Genomic DNA, 19507 nt, shown 5'->3' on the forward strand with positions numbered 1-19507 from the left:
GTCAGGCACAGGGTATCGGCAACGCGCTTAATTACTGAATGGAATTCACCAGAGCATTTTTAGATCGATTGTCGTGAATAGCCGTTCTTTTACGCCGTTTTCTATCCCAATAACGACGCCATCGTGCCGAACGAGGATCATCCAGTCCAATTGTTACAGTTTATGTATTGGCTGAAATATTTCTGACATCCACGCAAGCGCACGCCAGCAGCCTTCACCCAATGTCGGGCAAAGGCTGTTGGCGTGTTGGCTCAGAGGGGTTTTTCGAAGATTTTCGAGTTGCGCTGGTAGTTGTACAGCGAGGCGCGTGCCGAGGGCAGGCGCTCGACACTGCTCGGCACAAAACCACGCTCGCGAAACCAGTGGGCAGTGCGCGTGGTGAGTACGAACAGGGTTTTGAGCCCTTGGGCGCGGGCGCGGGTCTCGATCCGTTCCAACAGTTCGTCGCCCCGGCGCCCATGGCGGTACTCCGGGTTCACCGCCAGGCACGCCAGCTCCCCGGCATCCGAGTCGGCAATCTGGTACAGCGCCGCGCAGGCAATGATCATCCCTTCGCGCTCGACCACGCTGAACTGCTCGATCTCACGCTCCAGCACCTCCCGCGAACGACGCACCAGGATCCCCTGCTCTTCCAGTGGGCTGATCAGATCCAGCAAACCACCGACGTCCTCGATGGCCGCCTCGCGTACCAACTCGAACTGCTCCTGGGCCACCAGCGTACCGCCACCATCACGGGTGAACAGCTCGGTCAACAGCGCGCCGTCTTCGACATAGCTGACAATGTGGCTGCGACCCACACCGCCCCGACACGCCTCGGCCGCCGCATCCAACAGCTCGGCCTGATAGTTGGCGCCCAGGCGTTGCAGGTGCGCCGGTACTTGTTGCGGACGCAGTTCACGAACCAGTCGACCGTTCTCGTCGAGCAACCCCGTCTCGGCACCGAACAGCAACAACTTGTCCGCGCCCAGCTCGATGGCGGCGCGAGTGGCGACGTCTTCACAGGCCAGGTTGAAGATTTCCCCGGTGGGCGAATACCCCAGTGGCGACAGCAGGACAATCGAGCGCTCATCCAACAAGCGGTTGATGCCCTTGCGGTCGACCCGGCGTACTTCGCCGGTGTGGTGATAGTCGACGCCTTCGAGCACGCCAATCGGCCGCGCCGTCACCAGGTTGCCGCTGGCCACCCGCAGGCGCGAGCCCTGCATCGGCGAAGACGCCATGTCCATCGACAACCGCGCTTCAATGGTGATGCGCAGTTGGCCGACAGCATCGATCACGCACTCCAGGGTCGCGGCATCGGTGATGCGCATGCCGTGATGGTAATGCGGGATCAAGCCACGCGTGGCGAGACGGGCTTCGATTTGTGGGCGCGAGCCGTGGACCAGCACCAGTCGCACGCCCAGGCTGTGCAACAGCACCAGGTCATGGACGATATTGCCGAAGTTCGGGTGGTCGACGCCGTCGCCGGGCAGCATGACGACGAAGGTGCAATCGCGGTGAGCGTTGATGTAAGGAGACGCGTGACGAAGCCAATTGACGTATTCGGGCATAACACCTGCACCTGTAATAAATAGCAGCCGAAAAAATGGACGAAGCAAACGCACAGCGGGCTGATGGTTATCGTCGGAACAGGCTTGGCGACACGCGCGCTCTCCTCAAGTACGGGGTTGGATACAGGTCATTCATGCTGTCAGTTGAATGCAGTCCTTGTGGGAGCGAGACCGCTTGCCGGCAAGCCGGTCTCGCTCCCACAGGTTCTTTATCTCAACTGGCTGACACCGGGGTCAGGCAGTAATGTTCGATCAGTTGACGTAGTAGATGCACGGTAGGCGTCAAACGTGACATTTCAAGGTATTCCCCCGGCTGGTGGGCGCAGGCGATGTCGCCGGGACCCAGCACCACGGTTTCGCAGCCGAGACGCTGAAGATAAGGCGCTTCGGTGCCGAACGCTACTGCTTCGGCGCGATGACCCGAGAGTCGCTCGGCGATGCGGACCAATTCAGCGTCTGCCGATTGCTCAAAGGGCGGCACCTCGGGGAACAGCGGCGCGTAGTCGATCTTCACCTGATGACGCTCGGCAATCGGCGCCAGCTTCTGCCGGATCGCTTCGCGCAAGGCGTTGGGGTCCATGCCCGGCAACGGCCGCAGGTCGAACTCCAGCGAGCATTGGCCGCAGATCCGGTTGGGGTTGTCACCGCCATGGATACAACCGAAGTTCAGCGTCGGCTGCGGCACGCTGAACTGCGGGTTGCGGTGCTCGCGCTGCCACAGCAGACGCAAGCCACGCAACTCACCCATGGCGTCGTGCATGGCCTCCAGGGCGCTGTGGCCCAGGCTCGGGTCCGAGGAGTGGCCGCTCTGCCCGAGAATGTCGATGCGCTCCATCATCACCCCTTTGTGCAGGCGGATCGGCTTGAGCCCCGTCGGCTCGCCGATCACGGCCGCCCGCCCCAACGGCCGGCCAGCCGCCGCCAGCGCACGGGCGCCAGCCATCGAGCTTTCTTCGTCACAGGTGGCGAGGATCATCAGCGGTTGCTTGAACGGTTTGTCCAGCAACGGCAGCACGGCTTCGATGGCGAGGGCGAAAAAACCCTTCATGTCGCAACTGCCCAGGCCGACCCAGCGACCGTCGACTTCCGTCAGTTTCAAGGGATCGGTCTGCCACAGGGCGCCATCGAACGGCACAGTGTCGCTGTGGCCGGCCAACACCAGGCCACCGGGACCGCTGCCGAAGGTCGCCAACAGGTTGAACTTGCCCGGGTTGACCTGCTGGATCTCGCAGGCAAAGCCCAGGTCGCCGAGCCAGGTCGCCAACAGATCGATCACAGGCTTGTTGGATTGATCCAGGTGCGCCTGGGTGCAGCTCACCGACGGCGCGGCGATCAGGGCAGCGAACTGATCTTTCATGGATGGCAAAGGCATCGCTGACTCCCACTTCCCAAGGTGAGGCCCATCATAGGGCCATCGCGTGACCGGAATAAACCGTCGCGGCGCGTAGGGTGGGTGAGTGCTGTACACTGCACGGCCTAAGCAGCCACCTATCCCCCGGCTGCGCTCCCGATCCTGGATTCCCCGGCCATGCACAAAGAAACCGAAATCAAACTGCGCGTCAGCCGCGAAACCCTCGCCGCCCTGCGCGAGCACCCGCTACTGAAAAAGCGCAACAAAAATGGCTGGGAACGCCGTGAGTTGATGAACCAGTACTTCGACACCCCAGAGCGCGACCTCGCCCACGCCAAGGTCGCCCTGCGCCTGCGTCGCGACGGCGAGCAGGTGATCCAGACCCTCAAGACCCGCGGCCAGAGCGTCGCCGGCCTGTCCGAGCGCAATGAATACAACTGGGATCTGCCCAAAGCCAAGCTCGACATCAAGAAACTCGACGGCGAGTGCTGGCCTGAAGCATTGGCCGAACTGGACAAAAAGACCCTCAAGCCGATCTTCACCACCGACTTTGTCCGCGAATACGCGGACATCGCCTGGGGCCGCGGCAAGGCCAAGGTGGTGATCGAAGCCGCCTTGGACCTGGGCCACGTGGTGGTTGGCAAGCAGAAGGAAGAAATCTGCGAGCTGGAACTGGAACTGCGCGAAGGTGACCCGAGCGCCCTGCTGGAACTGGCCGCCGAACTGGCCGCGACCCTGGCCCTGATGCCGTGTGACATCAGCAAGGCCGAGCGCGGTTATCGCCTGTTCGACGCCAACAGCTATTCGCTGAGCCTGCCAACCCCGGAGCTGACCTTCGAAACGCCGCTGGACGACGCCTTCGCCGCCCTGAGCTGGCACTTGCTGGCCAGCAGCCAACGCCTGGCCGAGCAGTATCGCTTCAACGGCCACTGGCGCCTGCTGCAGGACTGGGTCGAGAACCTTGCCGAGCTGCGTGCCCTGCTCGGTAGCCTGGGCCAGGCCGCGCCCCGTCAATCGACCCACGACTTGCGCATCGCGCTGGATGCCTTGCTCGAAGACTGGCGCCCACTGGTGCAAGCCGGCCAGGACGACGAAGACGTGCGCAAGGCCGCGCCGGAGCAGTTCCTCGAGGAACTCGAAGACCCGCGCTGGGGCCAGTTCTCCCTGAACGCTTCGCGCTGGTTGCTGGCCCGCACCTGGACCGCTGACCGTAATACCCGTGGCAATCGCCAGGGCGCCGCGCAACTGGGTAACTGGCTGCCACGCCTGCTGGGCGAAGAAGCCACCTCGCTGCAACTGCAACGCTACCAGCAACAGCCCGAAGACCTGGCCGAGCAACTGCCGCGTATCGAACGCATCCAGGCCTGGCTGCACCACGCGCGCCATGTCCTCGACATCCCGGAAATGGACCGCCTGTACGGCGAGTTGAACAAGCTGGCGCAACTGGCCAACGAGCCGATCACCGACGAAGCCCTGGACGCGCGCAAGCAACAGGCGATCGCGGTGTACCAGAACCGTGCGTGGAAAATGCTGCTGCGTATGTAATCAGGAGCGCATTCGCGAGCAGGCTCGCTCCCACAGGGTTCACGTCGTACACCTATCTGTGTCCACTGAACACCCACTGTGGGAGCGAGCCTGCTCGCGAAGCGGCCCAAACAGCCAGCACACCGCCTCAGACCGGCAAACTCGTCGTCGACTTGATTTCCGACAGTGCCACGATCGAATTGACCTCCTGAATCCCCGGCACCATCGACAGCTTCTCGAAGAAGAAGCGCTCATAGGCCTCGATGTCCGCCGTGACGATGCGCAACAAGAAGTCCACCGCCCCCATCAGCACATAGCACTCCAGCACCTCCGGAAACCCGCGAATCGCCTCGGTGAACTCGGTGAAGTTGGAGCGCCCGTGGGCGTTGAGTTTGACCTCGGCGAAGATCTGCGTGTTGAGCCCGATTTTCTTGCGATCGAGCAAGGTCACCTGGGCACGGATCACCCCCTCATCCTTCATCCGCTGAATGCGCCGCCAGCACGGCGACTGCGATAACCCGATCTGCTCGGCAATCTGCGCACTGGACAGCGAAGCGTCCTCTTGCAACAGGGCGAGAATCCGTCGGTCGTAGGCGTCCAGCTCGCTATGCATAAAAAAACCTTATGTTCCGCTTATTGAGAATAGATTGATTCGATATTTGGCCGATAATCTCAATCATAGATAAGAAATACCCGCCAACGCATGTAAAAATTTCTCCATCGACCTGGAGACCGACCATGCCCCCACTTGAAGCCGTCAGAACCCCCGCTATCCGCGCCGACGTGTGGAACGTCAACAACGCCCACTGCCGCGTGCAGTACCAACTGCTGGCCGAAGCCGAACCGGACCTGCTGTGCCGGGCACTGAACCTGTTTGCCTTGCAGTTCCTGGTGCCGCAACAGGTCAACGCCACGCGCCAGGACGACCTGCTGGCCATCGACATCGTCATCGAGGGGTTGAGCTGGCACCGCGCCCAGGTGATCGCGGAAAAACTTCGTAACCTGATCAGCGTCTGCTCGGTGGAGCTGCAACTGGCTGATTCGCAATGGGTTGAGCCGGCGCAGGCTGCCGGCTGAAAAACCTCGCAACGATCCGCCGGGGCGAGGGTCAGGGCGAGCACTACGCTTGGGTCGCAAGGAGCGTTTTACCCAAGGAACCCAAATGCCTGCCCAACCTGCCACCCCGGATCGCTGGCTGGATCTGCACGACGTACTGCGCGAACTGCTTCGCCAGGGGATTATCAGCCAGGACAACGCCGAACACGCATTGGCCGGCCACCGCGACAGCGCCAACCATCCGCTGGAACGACTCGCCAACCTGCACCTCGACGACTTGCGCTGCCCGGGTAGGCCCCTGGGGCTGGAGAGCCTGACCCAATGGCTGGCGCACCATTGCAACCAACCGTACGTACGTATCGACCCCCTGAAAATCAACGTCGCCCACATTACCCCACTGATGTCCTACGCCTTTGCCCAGCGCCACAAGATCCTTGCCCTGGCCATCGACCGCGACGCTGTCACCATCGCCAGCGCCCAACCCCATGTGCGCAGTTGGGAAGCGGACCTGGCCCACGTCCTGCAACGACCGATCAAGCGGGTGGTGGCCAACCCGGTGGACATCCAGCGCTACAGCGTGGAGTTCTATCGCCTGGCCCAGTCAGTCAGCGGCGCCAGCCACGCCCAGCCGACCCTCAACACCCTGGGCAACGTCGAGCAATTGCTCAACCTCGGCGCCAGTGACCAGGAGCCGGACGCCAACGACGCGCACATCGTCAACATCGTCGACTGGCTGTTCCAGTACGCCTTCAGCCAGCGTGCCAGCGACATCCACATCGAGCCCCGGCGCGAGCAAGGCGGCGTGCGCTTTCGCATCGACGGTGTGCTGCACACCGTCTATCAACTGCCGCCCCAGGTGACACTGGCGGTGGTCAGTCGCCTGAAAAGCCTGGGGCGGATGAACCTGGCGGAAAAACGCAAACCCCAGGACGGTCGAATCAAGACCAAGACGCCAGAGGGCCGCGAAGTGGAACTGCGGCTGTCGACACTGCCCACCGCCTTCGGCGAAAAAATGGTGATGCGCATCTTCGACCCCCAAGTGCTGCTCAAGGACTTCGATCAACTGGGCTTTTCAGCGCACGACCTGCAACGCTGGCAGGCCATGACCGGCCAACCCAACGGCATCATCCTGGTCACCGGCCCCACCGGCTCAGGCAAGACCAGCACCCTCTACACCACCCTGAAACAGCTGGCGACGCCCGACGTCAATCTGTGCACCCTGGAAGACCCGATCGAGATGGTCGAGCCGGCCTTCAACCAGATGCAGGTCCAGCACAACATCGACCTGACCTTTGCCAGCGGCGTGCGCGCACTGATGCGCCAGGACCCGGACATCATCATGATCGGGGAAATCCGCGACCTGGAAACCGCCGAAATGGCGATCCAGGCGGCGCTCACCGGGCACCTGGTGCTCTCGACCCTGCACACCAACGACGCGCCAAGCGCCATCAGCCGCCTGCTGGAGCTCGGCGTGGCGCCCTACCTGATCAAGGCCACCTTGCTCGGTGTGATGGCCCAGCGCCTGGTGCGAATCCTGTGCCCGGACTGCAAGGCACCGTGGGCCCTGGACGAAGCCGCCTGGCAAGCCCTGACTGACGCCCGGCAACCACCGTTGCCCAGCAACGCCCGGCGCGCCGTCGGCTGCGCGGAGTGCCGCGACACCGGCTATCACGGGCGTACCGCGGTCTACGAGATCATGCACATGAGCGATTCCCTCAGGGCATTGATCAGCGCCGACACCCCGCTATCGGCCATCCGCCGCCAGGCGTGCAATGAAGGCATGCGCAGCTTGCGATCAGCCGGCGCGGAAAAGGTCGTGGCAGGGCTGACCAGCGTCGAAGAAGTGCTGCGGGTGACGCCACATAATGTCAATAACTAATACTGCCCAGTCCCGGTTTGCCCCGGTACACTCATCGTTGGTATTTCCACAGATCGAATAGGGACTTTTCATGCAAATCGGTACCGTACTTCTACTGTTTCTCGGCCTGGTGGTCGCCATCCTGTTCATGGGCTTCAAGGTCGTCCCCCAGGGCTACCAATGGACCGTCGAACGTTTCGGCCGCTACACCAACACCCTCAAGCCGGGCCTGAACATCATCATCCCCGTGATGGACCGCATCGGGCGCAAGATCAACGTCATGGAAAGCGTGCTGGACATCCCGCCACAGGAAGTCATCACCGCCGACAACGCCACGGTACAGATCGACGCCGTGTGCTTCTTCCAGGTGGTCAATACCGCGCAGGCCGCCTACGAGGTGAACAACCTCGAACACGCCATCCGCAACCTGCTGCAAACCAACATCCGCACCGTGCTCGGCTCGATGGAGCTCGACGCGATGCTCAGCCAGCGTGACGGTATCAACGAAAAACTGCTGCGCACCGTGGACGAAGCCACCGCACCGTGGGGCATCAAGATCACCCGGATCGAAATCAAGGACATCAGCCCACCGGCTGACCTGATGGCGGCCATGTCCGGGCAGATGAAAGCCGAGCGGATCAAGCGTGCACAGATCCTCGAAGCCGAAGGCCTGCGAGCCTCGGCGATCCTCACCGCCGAGGGCAAGAAGCAGGCACAGATCCTCGAAGCCGAAGGTAGCCGTCAGGCCGCGTTCCTCGAATCCGAAGCCCGCGAGCGTCAAGCCGAAGCTGAAGCACAGGCCACCAAGGTCGTATCCGAGGCCATCGCCACCGGTAACGTGCAGGCGGTGAACTACTTCGTTGCCCAGAAGTACATCGACGCCCTGGGCAAGCTCGCCTCGGCCAACAACAGCAAAGTGATCCTGATGCCGCTGGAAGCCAGCTCGGTGATCGGCGCTGTGGGCGGTATTGGCGAGATCGTCAAGGCCACCTTCGACAAGAAGGCCTGAGGCACGCGCTATGTGGGCATTCCTGCAACATCTGTCGTATTGGGACTGGCTGGCGCTGGGCACCGTCCTGCTGATCCTCGAAGTGTTCGGCGCCGGCGGCTACTTGCTGTGGATCGGCCTGGCCGCTACGGCGGTGGGCGTGTTGACCTTCGTGATGCCGGGCCTGTCCTGGGAGATGCAGATCCTGCTGTTCGGCCTGCTGTCGATCCTGACCGCCCTGTACTGGTGGCGACGCCAGCGCAGCGCGGTACGGGTCAGCGATCAACCGAACCTCAACCTGCGTGGCCAGGAACTGATCGGCAAGGTCTTCCCGGTACACCAGGCGATCGTCGACGGGCGCGGCAAGATCAAGGTCGCCGACGGCGTGTGGATGGCCAAGGGGCCTGACGCCCCCGTCGGAGCCAGAGTCCGGGTAACGGGCCTGGACGGCGTGATCATCCAAGTCGAACCCGCCGACTGAGGGCATGGAACTCGTTTGGGTGATCTGCAATCCAACCCGTTAGATCACCCAACTTGGAGTCCCCATCATGCACCTCAAACTCGCCACCGCGACCCTCACCCTACTGACCCTGTCTGCCGGCCCCGTCATGGCCGACAGCTTCTGGCGAGACATCATCTCTTCAGGCGCAACCACCGCGTCCACCTACCTGACCTTCAAGGACCACAAAATGGTCGTCGCCGCCCAGGACGACGCCGGCAGCTTCGTCGCCAGCGACGGCGCCATCCGTGGACCCTTCCTGGAGTCGGCCATGCAAAAAGTCCGCGCCGACAACCCGGGGTTGAAGGCCACGGATATGGAACTGGCTAACGCCATCCTGGCGAAGAATGCAGTGGCGCAGGAGTAAGCGGTTAAAGAGGCAAAAATGCCGCTCGATTGAGCGGCATTTTTTTGCGGGGCTTACTTGCTCTCTTTGGCAACCGTCCCGAGTGCGGCATCTTTAACCAGATACTGGCCTTCCACTTCGCTCAAAACCTTCAAGCTATTGCGGGCCATAACCACACCGATTTCTACTTCTTGCTTCAAGTAAATGACTTCACCAGCCTTGACCGTGACATTGGCATCAGCCCAATTTTCGGCCTTGGAGCTGATCACGTGCTGACCTGGCGTCACATAGAAGTAAATGTATTGGTTACCTCGGTTGTAACCCATCTCCGAGTCTGCTTCCTTGTCATCAAGGAAAACGTTAAAGCGGACCATCATCCCGGCATTGCTGGGGCGAACGACATACACCAACCCCTTATCAGCTACCGCAGGCTTGGGCAGCGTGTACTGCGCGACATCCGCTTGCATCGCTTCCATCGATGGAGAGGAGGCGCAGCCGTACAGCAGTGCAACCGAGAAAATGACAGCGGTCTTGCAAAACATCCTGATCATTTTGATCATCCTTGGTGGGTGTAACTCTTTATTCGCAATACAGTTTTCGGCTGCAGACAATAGATCTGAAGCGGTTTTTTTCGGAATGCTGGGTGGAACGCTAAAACTGGAAAAAAGCAGAAAAAAGAGGACAGATTTATTTTCTCGTTTCCATCTTACCTTTAGGTCTGCCCTGACCTCGATGAATTATTCGAAGCCCCGCAATCCGCTCTATTTCATCGACGAAACGCTTCGTCCCTGTCAATTGACCACGTTGCAATGCTTCACGAATAAGCCTTATCTCTTCGCCGGGAACGGCTTGCCGCACAAAATTTTCATAGTTCCTCCGTCGTTCCACGGAGCTATCACCCAATACGGAGAAACATTCATCAATATCCAACCAATGACTATCTGGCATTTCACTTACGCGGGCCCAATAACTAGACCATGGATAGTCCACAGCATCAGCAACCATACAAGCACGAACCGGATTCAACTCAATATAGCGACAACATGCCAATAGATAAGTATCAGACTGCACAACACTGGACTTGTACCGACTCTCCCATAACGTACCGGTACGACCCTCCAACCGATTACGGTAGCGAGTGGCACGCGCAGCAAGCGACTTCATCAACTGCCCAAGTCCTGCCACCGAATCACCTGGGGCCAGTAATAAATGGACATAGTTAGTCATCAAACAGTAAGCATAGACTTTTATCCCAAATGCATCCTTTAGTTCACGCAGATCCATCAGATAACGCTGATAATCCTCAGCAATAGCAAATACTACCTGGCGGTTATGACCTCGCTACACAATGTGATGCGGGTAATTCGGCAAAGCAATTCGCCCCATTCTTGGCATAAACAACCTCCTTCCTTGGAAGCTCTCAATCTAGCGAAGCAGAATCTACAATTAAATAAATCTGTCCCCTTTTTCCCAAATCTGTCCCCTTTTTCCTTTTACAGTCACATCAGCTAGTTATCTGCTAAGTAAGTGCCATTCAAATCCGTCCCCTTTTTAGTCTCTTTCCGAAAAATAAATCCACATCTTTCCGGCCTATCACCTTTCTTCTTTCAGAAGATCCTCCATTCGATTCAAGTAATCAGACCAGCAATTAAATATTTTTTTTAAATTTCCCTTACGGCCAGAATCCTTATGATTACAATCATCAGCAAGCGGCATATAACGCACAAATCCTTCTACTTCAGATGGAAAATCAAACTCTTCATAAAGCAACTCAACCTCTCCAAGCGGATCAAGATAGTCCTCTTTATTTTCATACACCCACTTAAGAGCAACAAACAACCACTTGCTTTTAGAGTCGATGCGAATCACCCCAGAATCTTTTCTGCCAAGAACATGCAACTTACTTTCTATTTCCTGGATATCAGTACCACCCAGACAAATCAGATCAACCTCTAACATCTCATACGAACCACTAGACACATGATAGTCTGCAATTCCGACGACAAATTTCCAGTCGACAAGATTATGCAAATAACCCCAAAGTACATCTCGCCAACACAGACATGCGTTTTCATAGATAAACGAGTATGGAATAACTGGATAATACATATTATCTAACCTTTGCTGGGCGCTGATTAGGGATACCATTTATCACTCCATTCTCAATGAAGCGCTGATGTGTCACAACCCCTTTCGGATCAAGAATATACTCATACACCCCCGGCTTCCCGTTTAGTCCGCCTGAAGTTTGGAGCAACGTTCGCTCAACACCATCATTACCTCTAAGTGCAAATATTTTACCGGCGGAAAGTTGCTCTTTCGTAAGATAACTCGCTGCGATATGCGACATATCATCTTTTAACCCGCTGCCAACACGTGAGGCTGATAGTATTTTATCTGCGATACCACCGATACCTCTTGTAACTAACGCAACCCCTACCCCAGCCCCGACCCCTAAACCGAGAGCCTCTCCCCCCACGAACATAGCCCAAGCTTTGACGAACTCATTAGCAGGCTGAACTCCATCATAGCCATCGCCCCGAGCTTGAGCTCCCAGTGCTTCAGCTCTCTGCTCTGGTGTCGCGCCTTGGTCAACCATATAGGCATCAAGACTCGCAGCTGCTGTCGCAGAACCTCCACCAAAGTGTCCAAAGTCGTTGTACAGCGTTCCATTCTGCGCAACCCACGACCCTGTCTGCAGCTTGTCCGTACTGGCTGTCGGGTCTTGGATAGCCGTCGTCAGCACCCCGATCAATTGCGAATTCATCAGCAACAATTGATCCCGTTCCGCCTTCGGCATCGCGGAATAGGCCGAAGCCAACTTACTGACTAGGGCTTCGTTAACCCCAGCTGCCAAGGCCCCGGTTTTAAAATCACCGCCCGCAGCAAGGGAAGCCAAGCCCCCCATAACCGCATGCAAGCCAATCTTCTCTAGTTCACCGCTCGGCAGTCGATATTTGTCGCCGATATCTCCAACCAGGTTGAAGCCATAGGCGGTAAACGCATTCACCAAGGTGCTTTGCAGGGCATCGCCCAGACTGCCATCGCGCCCCAATGCCTTATTGAGCACGGCAGATGTTGTGTTTTGCAGCATCTGATTTGCGGCAAATTGACCGATGCCTCCCAGGGTACCCAGGCCTCCGGGGGCAGATACCACGACCTGGCCCGTGTTAGCCAAAACCCCATTGGTGGCGTCGGTCGCTGCAGTACTTGTACCCGTGCTGGTCTTTGTCCAATCGTTGAACAGTCCGGAGGTAAGACCAGCAGTACCTCCAGCGACGATGTAGTTTTTGAGGCTATCGGAACTGAATGTGTCTTTGACGGCAGCACCGAGGTTGCCTTTGTTGTTGATGGTGCTGACCGCTGCCGTACTGGCTGCCGAGGTGATTACCGCAGTGAGGGCCGCATTCGCCCAGCCAGCTGCGACCGCGTCCGCCGCTGCCGTCGCCGCAAGACCCGCTGACATTGCCGTACCGGAGCCAGCCGTTGCACCTGCTCCCACAAATCCGGAGGCCGCACCCGCCGTGAAGTAGGTGACGAGGATGATGACAATGATCATCGCTGGACCGCCCATCCCGGAATGGCTTTCATCCCAGCTGTCGTGCAGCTCTTTGACTTGGCGCCAGTTCACATCACCCCGCGCCTCGGCTTCTTTGAGCCAAGCCATGCTCGGATCGGCTTGCACCATGGCGTCAATCGCTTCGCTTACACTTTTCTGATTGATTTTTTTAACGTCGATGTGCAGGCCATCAACGGCGCGAATGAGCGTCTCACCCTTGGCGATTAGCTGGCTTTGACGAAGGGTTTCATCAACCTGGCCTTTGCTCTCCATGCTGGTCCATGCCCAGCTATTGCTGCTCTTGTCATGGCTTTCCTGATGGGAGTCCTTCACCGCCTCAAACGTAATGCTCCCGCCACTGTCCAGCGTCAGATCATTGCCCGCCTCCAGCCTGGCGCCCTGGTACAACTGGTCCCCACCACTGACCAACACCACGTCACCACCGGCCTTGATTTCGCTGCCCACGCTTCTCACATCGGTGACTTCGTCGCGCTGGGTCTTCTTGCTGCCCCAGCCGCCTTTTTTCTTCATGTCATACAGCGAGTAGTCGCTGTCTTGCGCGGCCAGCAGGTTGAGATCGCCGCGGGCGTAGACGTAGGCTTCGTTCCCGGCGCTGATTTTGCTGGCGACCAGGGTGGTGTCTGCGCCGGAAAGGGTTTCAACGTTGCCGCCGGCACTGAGTTCCGAGGCCCTTTGGGTGGTGTGGCGGTCTTCCTCGTGGATACGTTCCTTGCCGTCCTTGCTGTGGGTGACGACGTTGTGTTCATCGCCGGCTGAAGCCAGGTTGATGTCGCGTTGTGCCTCGGCTGTCAGGTTGCCGTCGGCATGGGCGGTGCTGGCAATGACGTTGAGGTCGCGCCCGGCACTGAGGCTCAGGTCGCCGCCGCTGGTGACGGTTGAGGCGAGGTTCTCGATGTCGGTGGTGATGGTGTGGCGATGACCGCCATCCTGACTGTCGTGGATTTCGCGCTGGTCACGTGTAGCGAGCAGATTGAGATCGCGCTCTGCGCTCAGGCTGGCGTCCCCGCCACTGTTGATGGACGAGCGGTTCGTCAAGTCCTGGGCGGAGCTGATTGTCAGGTGCTCTCGGGCGCTGATGGTGCCGCCCGAGTCGATCAGGGTGCGCATGCCTTGGCCTTCCGCCACGGCGATGGCCGTCCGGTCGTTGACGATGTCGCCCTTGAGGGTCGTGAGGCTGACCTGGTTGCCAAGGATTTCGCCGGCCAGGGCATTACGAATGCTGTCCTGTGCAAGCAGGCTCAGGCGTTCATTGGCTTGTACCAAGCCGCCTTGGTAGAGGCTGCCACCCGTGACGGCTGTCAGGTTGTCGCTGCCGCGCAGCGTGCCGACGTTGATCAAGTCGTTGCCGGTGATCAGGTTCAGGTCACGGCCTTGGATCAGGCTGCCACCGCGCACGTTGCGCACATCGGTATCGGCCAGGTAGAGCACCGGTACCAAGACCTTTTGGCCATCGACAATGCGCTCTTCCATCCAGGCGATGTCGTGAGTCAGGGCGGCGATTTGTTCAGCTGTCAGGCTGACGCCCACGGACAGGTGCAACGCGTCCTTGCTCGCCAGCGCGTTGTCCATCAGGTAGCGGAACTGTTCGTAGTCGTCGTTCAGCCCACCCGCCAGGAAGCGCTGGCCGGTTTGGGCCAGGACGGCGTCACTGATCAAGCGGGTTTCGTAACGCCCATCGCCGAGCAGGCGGTAGGCCAATGCATCGGCGTTGTAATTGAGCTTGCCGAGCAGGTAGTCCGAGCTCATGAACTGCTTGAGGTCGGTGAGGGCTGAGTTGGTCTCGATCAGGTAGCGGCTTTGCGGGTCGGGGTTCTGTACAAATAGGCCGTACGGTCCCTGCGGCAGACGGAAGGTCGAGGAGGCCGTTGGGTCGACGGCGGTGAACGGAACACCGGTGAAGTCGACTGGCACGAAGCTGATGTATTTCACACCATCGGCGCCGACCCGCTCGATGCGCTCCACCGCGTTGGCTACCTGGACATCGGTGGCGGTGCTGCGCTGACCCAGGTTGATGTTGATGCCGCCCACGGCGGCCGTCTGGTCGTTGTCCAACGACCCCGTCAGTTGCTCGTAGGTGTTTTCGTAGAGCGTGCCGTTCTGGATGTTCTGGCTCACCGTGAGGTTCACCGCGCCGCCGGCCTGGATCACCGATGCGTAGCCGTTATTGCCGTTCTCGTTCCAGGTGGTGACGTCACTCATCAGCCTGAAGCGGCTGTCAGAAGAGCGCGCGACCAACTCCTCGAAACGCTCGGCATCAAAGTTGCCGGCCGCGGTCGCCGCGTTGAACGCGGGAACGTCCCTGAACTCCATCTGGTCCCACAGCGAGTTGCTGATTTGGCCGGGGGTACCGATCATCACCACGCGCTGACCTGAGCGCGAGACCGCCCCCTGGTTGAGCAGGCTGTCGGCGGTCAGGTTCAGGTCGCCGTTGGCCGCCATCAGGCTGTAGCGGTTTTCCACCTGGCCAGCCTGGATGATGAGGTTTTTCCCCGCGACAAAGCGCGAGGCCTGGGAGTCCTGGGTGACGGTGTCGTTGAATTCGGTGATCTGGGTAATGGTGCCGCGTTTCCAACCGTCACCACCGCCACAGTGCTGACCGCATTTCCAGCTCAGGCTGCCGGACGTTGCCCCGGAGATGAGCTCAAACTCGGCCTTGGCGTTTTCCACGAACGCGGCGTTGATCGTGATGTTGCCCGCACTTTCTAAGGTGGCCGACAGGTTGCTGAAGGTGGCTGCGCGGCCGCCGTCGAGCGCGGCGAACGTCAGGTCGCCCTGGCTGTAGATGTCACCGTAATCGTTGCTCAGGCTGTTACCGCGCAGGTCCAGCGTACCGCCACTGAACAGCAGCGTGTCCGGGCCGTTGTGGATGCCGTTGCTGGCCCGCAGCAGCGCGTTGCCTTGCGCGCCCAGCGTGCCACGGTTGTCGATTCGGGCCGCGTTGATGGTCAGTTGCTGATTGGCGATCAATCGGCCGAGGTTGTCGAGGGTGCCACGCAGGGTCAACACCGTATCCCCCCCACTGACCAGCCGGCCATCCTGCTGGATCAGGTCATGGGCACTCACCAACAGTTGCTGCTGAGCCGACAGTCGACCGCGATTGATCAGGTTGCCGGCCAATGTCAGCGACAGCGTACCGTCGCTGAGCAACTCGCCGGCGTTGGTCAGGCTCGCGACAGTCAGGCTCAGGTCTGACGCACTGGCGATACGCTCGCCCGCGTTGAGGGTCAGGTCCTGTGCGCTGGTGTACGTCAGACCACCGTTGAGTTGCCAGTTACCCACCCCATTGACCGAACCCACCGCCCAGTTGCCCGAGCCCTGGCCCGTGAGGTTGCCTTGCGTCGCCGCCAGGTGGTTCAGGTCAAGGCTGAACACGCCCTGTCCGGCGTGACGCACGTTACCGTCGCTGCTGTCGAGCTGATCGGCCACCAGCGTCAGGTGTTGACTGCCGACTTCGATCAGGCCGTCGTGGTTGTTCAGCTTGCCGCTTAGGGCGATCCGGGTGGACGCACCGCCCAGCGCACGCAGCTGTCCACCGGCACTGTTGTCCAAGTGGTCGCTGGTGAGACTCAGGTCGCTGGCCGACTCGATCAGGCCGCCCTGGTTGTGGATCTGGTTGACCGCGTTCAGCGCCAACCGCGTGCCGCTGAGTTCTCCACCGGCGTTGTCCAGGCTTGAGCCGTTAAAACTCACGGTGTCCTTGGCGAACAGCTTGCCGCCCTGGTTGATCACGCGAGTCACGGTCAGCGCCAGGTTGCCCCGCAGGCTGCTGATCAAGCCCGCCTTGCCATCCACGACGCGGTTATCGAGTTCAGCGGCGCTGATCGCCACGCTATCGGCCTGGAGCGTCCCGCCCTGGTTGTGCAGCGTGCCTTGCCCCAATGCCAGGTCGGCCTGGCCGCCGTTGGCAACGATGATGCCTTGTTGGTTGTACAGGTCTGCGCTGACGATGCGCAGGCCATCGATACCCGCGACGATCTGGCCTTGGTCGCGGTTGTCGATCGTCGTGCTGTCGATGTCCACGCGCTTGCCACGCAAGGTGCCGCCGCGGTTATCGAGTTGATCGAGTGACGCGAGCAGTAAACGCTGTTCACCGGCATCGACCACCCCCGTGACGTTGCTGAACACCCCGGAAACATTCAGCTCGATGTCCCCACCCTGGCTGACGATGCCGCCCTTGTCGTTGTTGTCCAACTGATGGGCAGTGACCTTGATGGTGTTGCCGAGCAGGACTCCTGCGCTGTTATCGACAGCATCGCCATCGATGAACAGTCCGGTATCACTTTGAATCCGTCCGTTGCTATTGAGTAGCTCTGACTGGCCGGCCGTGCTGTGCTTGAGGATCAGCCGCGCACCGTCGACACCGGCGGCGAGCAGCCCGCCTTCTCGGTTGTCGAAACTGGCCGCGTGCAGCTCAAGACCGTCACCGATGATCCGCCCACGACGGTTATCCAGGTTCCCGTTCAGGGCCATCAAGCGCAGTTGTTGACCGGCCACGACCCCTTCGCGGTTGTCGATACTGGCAGCCCGGATGTCCACGTCAGCGCGGCTGGCTTGCAAACGGCCCAAGGCATTGTTCAGGTGTTGATTGACCATCAACCTGAGCGGCCCCGTTTCGGCACTGAGGGTGCCGTGGGTGTTTGTCAGGTTGGCAAGGGTCGCATCGAGGGTGCCACCGAGCAGCTTACCCTCGGTGTTGTCCAGGTCGCGGGCGTTGAGGGTGAGCTGACTGGATCCCTGGATCAGGCCTTGGCGGTTGTCCAGATTCTGGGTGGTGATCACGCTGTTGTCAGCGGCCATCGTGCCTTGGCGATTGTCGAGCTGGCCGCGACTGACCAGCTCAAGGGTTTGGCCGGTCAGGCTGGCGTTGCGGTTGTCGATGCGCTGGGCGTTGACCGTCAGTTGACCCGCAGCCTGGACCTTGCCGCCCTGGTTATTGAACTCGTCATCAAGGGTGAGGGCCACGGCGCCGTGCTCGGTACTGATGAGCCCCTGCTGGCTGTTGTCCAGGCGCGTCCCTGTGAGGTGAACCTGATCGGCGACCAAGGTTGCGCCCTGATTGATCAGCTCACCGCCCGACACGTTCAGGGTCGTCCGGGCCTGGATCTTGCCGTGGCCATTGTCCAGGCGTTCGCTGGCCGTGACCTGGGCGGCGCCCTGGCTGGCGGCGATCAAGCCATTGCGGTTGTCGAGTTGACGGGTCTCAAGGTCCAGGCGCCCGGCGATCAGGCTGCCGCCGCTGTTGCTCAGCTCCCGGGCGTTGAACGTCAAGCTGCCGCCCGCCATTTCGATACGCCCTTGACGGTTATCCAAGCTGTCGAGGATCAGGCTTGCCGCCTGACCATCGGCAAAGCGGATCAAGCCGTTCAGGTTGACGATGGCCGGCGCATTGAAGGCCAGGCTGGCTTCGCCGAAGATCCGTGCATTCGCGCCCTGGTTGAGCAACCGCGCGGCGCTCAGCGTGACGTTACGCCCTTGGATGATGCCGTTGCGGTTGTCCACCTGCGTTGCTGACTGAACCGCTAGCGAGCGGCTCGCCAACAGGCTGCCGGTGTTGTCGAGCGACTGGGCGTTGAGACTGAGATCGCCGCCGGCATTACGACTGTTATCCCCATTCACCCCCGCCTCAATAATCCCGCTGTTGCTCAACTGCCCGCCGGCGCCGAGGCTGATGCGATCACGGGCGGCCAGGCTTTGCTGGTTGTTCAGGGCGTCGCGGGTTTGGATGTCCAGCGAGGTGCCGGCGTAGACCGGGCCCTGGGCATCGAGGCTGGCCGCCTTGACGTTGATGGCATTGGCGGACGCGACTTGGACCATGCTCAAGTGGCCGTTGGCATCGATCTGGATATCGCCGCCACTGGCGGCCATGTTGCCGGCCAAGCGCACGCCGACACCGGCTTCGGTGCCCACCAGCTTGATCGCGCCGGCGTACATGCCGCCCAGCGCCGAGCTGTCGATGGCCAGTTGCGGTTGAGCGCTGCCGTCAGCGGTGCGAGCGGTGGCGTTGAGGGTCTGGGCGTCGACGTCGTTGCGGCCGGCGATGAGGGTCAGTTGCTTGGCCTGTATCTCGGCGTTGATCTGCGCGCTGCGGGTGATGATTTCGAAGCTGTCGACGTTGCTGGCATTAAGGCCGGCGCCCTCGATGGCGACGTTGCCGCCATCGACCTGGAAGTGGTCGAGGCGGCCGTTGTTCAGGATGGGTTTACCGGTGGTGAGGGTGACGCGTGGGGTGTTGATGAAGCCGCAGCCGTTGCAACTGATGCCGTACGGGTTGGCGACGATCACCCGCGCCGCTTGCCCGGCCACTTCGGTGTAGCCGCGCAGTTGGCTGGGATTGCCGCCGTTGACTTCGTTGAGGATGGTGCTGGCGGCCTTGCCGTTGAGGTGTTGGTTGCCGAGGATGATCCCGCCCAGTTGGGTGGACTGGGTACGGCCGGTGGCGTTGTTGAGGATCAGGCCTTCGCTGCCGACGTTGTAGTCGCGGAACTGGTTGTGCGACAGCCCGCTGGCGTTGGGCGCGGCGATGTTGATAATCGGCACGCCATTGCCGGCCCGGTCCTGGGAGGTGCCCGGCGCACTGACGACGATGCCGTCGGCCAGCGCCCACAACGGCTGCCAGAACATGGCGTTGGCCAACAGCAACGCCAACCCCCGCTTGGGCATGCCCCAGAACCGTTCGCGGCTCAACAGGGCGGCGGAGGGTTGGCGAACCAGGAAGGCAAACTGACGGACGTCCATGTTGGAACTCTCACAAAGCG

12 protein-coding genes and 1 pseudogene are annotated in these 19507 nt (G+C 60.3%); 6 read left to right on the forward strand and 7 right to left on the reverse strand.

What is annotated here, in order from left to right:
- Positions 1-251: 251 nt before the first annotated feature.
- Both argA and argE read right to left on the reverse strand, forming a co-directional pair.
- A complete protein-coding gene (argA, locus tag BMW74_RS05720) occupies positions 252-1550 on the reverse strand; it encodes an amino-acid N-acetyltransferase (RefSeq protein WP_093414921.1) in 1299 nt (432 codons plus the stop codon).
- A 214-nt stretch (positions 1551-1764) separates the two neighbouring features.
- Positions 1765-2922 carry an acetylornithine deacetylase gene (argE, locus tag BMW74_RS05725; RefSeq protein WP_093414923.1) on the reverse strand — a complete coding sequence of 386 codons (1158 nt, stop codon included), beginning with the start codon at positions 2920-2922 and terminating at the stop codon, positions 1765-1767.
- A 156-nt stretch (positions 2923-3078) separates the two neighbouring features.
- Between argE and BMW74_RS05730 the strand changes: the two genes are divergently transcribed.
- Positions 3079-4446, forward strand: coding sequence for a CYTH domain-containing protein (locus BMW74_RS05730; RefSeq protein WP_093414926.1), 1368 nt, complete (start codon positions 3079-3081; stop codon positions 4444-4446).
- A 127-nt stretch (positions 4447-4573) separates the two neighbouring features.
- Here BMW74_RS05730 and BMW74_RS05735 read toward each other — a convergent pair whose 3' ends face one another.
- Positions 4574-5038 (reverse strand): Lrp/AsnC family transcriptional regulator, encoded by a 465-nt coding sequence (locus tag BMW74_RS05735; protein ID WP_093414930.1) that lies wholly within the window; start codon positions 5036-5038, stop codon positions 4574-4576.
- Positions 5039-5163: 125 nt separating this feature from the next.
- Here BMW74_RS05735 and BMW74_RS05740 point away from each other — a divergent pair, with 125 nt between their 5' ends.
- From BMW74_RS05740 to BMW74_RS05760, 5 genes are all read left to right on the forward strand, one after another.
- Positions 5164-5502 (forward strand): hypothetical protein, encoded by a 339-nt coding sequence (locus tag BMW74_RS05740; protein ID WP_093414933.1) that lies wholly within the window; start codon positions 5164-5166, stop codon positions 5500-5502.
- An 85-nt stretch (positions 5503-5587) separates the two neighbouring features.
- Positions 5588-7360, forward strand: coding sequence for a type IV pilus assembly ATPase TfpB (locus tag BMW74_RS05745; RefSeq protein ID WP_093414936.1), 1773 nt, complete (start codon positions 5588-5590; stop codon positions 7358-7360).
- Positions 7361-7430: 70 nt separating this feature from the next.
- Positions 7431-8348, forward strand: a complete 918-nt coding sequence (locus BMW74_RS05750) for an SPFH domain-containing protein (RefSeq protein ID WP_093414939.1) — start codon at positions 7431-7433, stop codon at positions 8346-8348.
- A 10-nt stretch (positions 8349-8358) separates the two neighbouring features.
- Positions 8359-8808 (forward strand): NfeD family protein, encoded by a 450-nt coding sequence (locus BMW74_RS05755; protein ID WP_093414944.1) that lies wholly within the window; start codon positions 8359-8361, stop codon positions 8806-8808.
- A 67-nt stretch (positions 8809-8875) separates the two neighbouring features.
- Positions 8876-9193, forward strand: a complete 318-nt coding sequence (locus BMW74_RS05760) for a DUF2388 domain-containing protein (protein ID WP_093414947.1) — start codon at positions 8876-8878, stop codon at positions 9191-9193.
- A gap of 53 nt (positions 9194-9246) precedes the next feature.
- Here BMW74_RS05760 and BMW74_RS05765 read toward each other — a convergent pair whose 3' ends face one another.
- The 4 genes and pseudogenes from BMW74_RS05765 to BMW74_RS05780 form a co-directional block, all read right to left on the reverse strand.
- The gene (locus tag BMW74_RS05765) at positions 9247-9639 is read right to left on the reverse strand and encodes a DUF2846 domain-containing protein (RefSeq protein ID WP_175479168.1); all 393 of its coding nucleotides are present in this window, start codon (positions 9637-9639) and stop codon (positions 9247-9249) included.
- Between the two features lie 220 nt (positions 9640-9859).
- Positions 9860-10567, reverse strand: a pseudogene (locus tag BMW74_RS05770) (transposase).
- A 198-nt stretch (positions 10568-10765) separates the two neighbouring features.
- Entirely contained in the window at positions 10766-11320 is a 555-nt protein-coding gene (locus BMW74_RS05775; RefSeq protein WP_093414951.1) for a DUF2247 family protein, read from the reverse strand.
- Complete coding sequence (locus BMW74_RS05780) at positions 11283-19487, reverse strand: two-partner secretion domain-containing protein (protein ID WP_093414953.1); 8205 nt, start codon at positions 19485-19487, stop codon at positions 11283-11285. The genes BMW74_RS05775 and BMW74_RS05780 overlap by 38 nt, the downstream gene beginning before the upstream one ends.
- Positions 19488-19507: the final 20 nt, after the last annotated feature.

The organism is Pseudomonas sp. ok272 (genome assembly GCF_900109995.1).
GTDB lineage: Bacteria > Pseudomonadota > Gammaproteobacteria > Pseudomonadales > Pseudomonadaceae > Aquipseudomonas.

Coding starts and splice junctions, on each gene's coding strand:
- argA (WP_093414921.1), bottom strand. CDS start 1,550: ATGCCCGAATACGTCAATTGGCTTCGTCACGCGTCTCCTTACATCAAC.
- argE (WP_093414923.1), bottom strand. CDS start 2,922: ATGCCTTTGCCATCCATGAAAGATCAGTTCGCTGCCCTGATCGCCGCG.
- BMW74_RS05730 (WP_093414926.1), top strand. CDS start 3,079: ATGCACAAAGAAACCGAAATCAAACTGCGCGTCAGCCGCGAAACCCTC.
- BMW74_RS05735 (WP_093414930.1), bottom strand. CDS start 5,038: ATGCATAGCGAGCTGGACGCCTACGACCGACGGATTCTCGCCCTGTTG.
- BMW74_RS05740 (WP_093414933.1), top strand. CDS start 5,164: ATGCCCCCACTTGAAGCCGTCAGAACCCCCGCTATCCGCGCCGACGTG.
- BMW74_RS05745 (WP_093414936.1), top strand. CDS start 5,588: ATGCCTGCCCAACCTGCCACCCCGGATCGCTGGCTGGATCTGCACGAC.
- BMW74_RS05750 (WP_093414939.1), top strand. CDS start 7,431: ATGCAAATCGGTACCGTACTTCTACTGTTTCTCGGCCTGGTGGTCGCC.
- BMW74_RS05755 (WP_093414944.1), top strand. CDS start 8,359: ATGTGGGCATTCCTGCAACATCTGTCGTATTGGGACTGGCTGGCGCTG.
- BMW74_RS05760 (WP_093414947.1), top strand. CDS start 8,876: ATGCACCTCAAACTCGCCACCGCGACCCTCACCCTACTGACCCTGTCT.
- BMW74_RS05765 (WP_175479168.1), bottom strand. CDS start 9,639: ATGCAAGCGGATGTCGCGCAGTACACGCTGCCCAAGCCTGCGGTAGCT.
- BMW74_RS05775 (WP_093414951.1), bottom strand. CDS start 11,320: ATGGTATCCCTAATCAGCGCCCAGCAAAGGTTAGATAATATGTATTAT.
- BMW74_RS05780 (WP_093414953.1), bottom strand. CDS start 19,487: ATGGACGTCCGTCAGTTTGCCTTCCTGGTTCGCCAACCCTCCGCCGCC.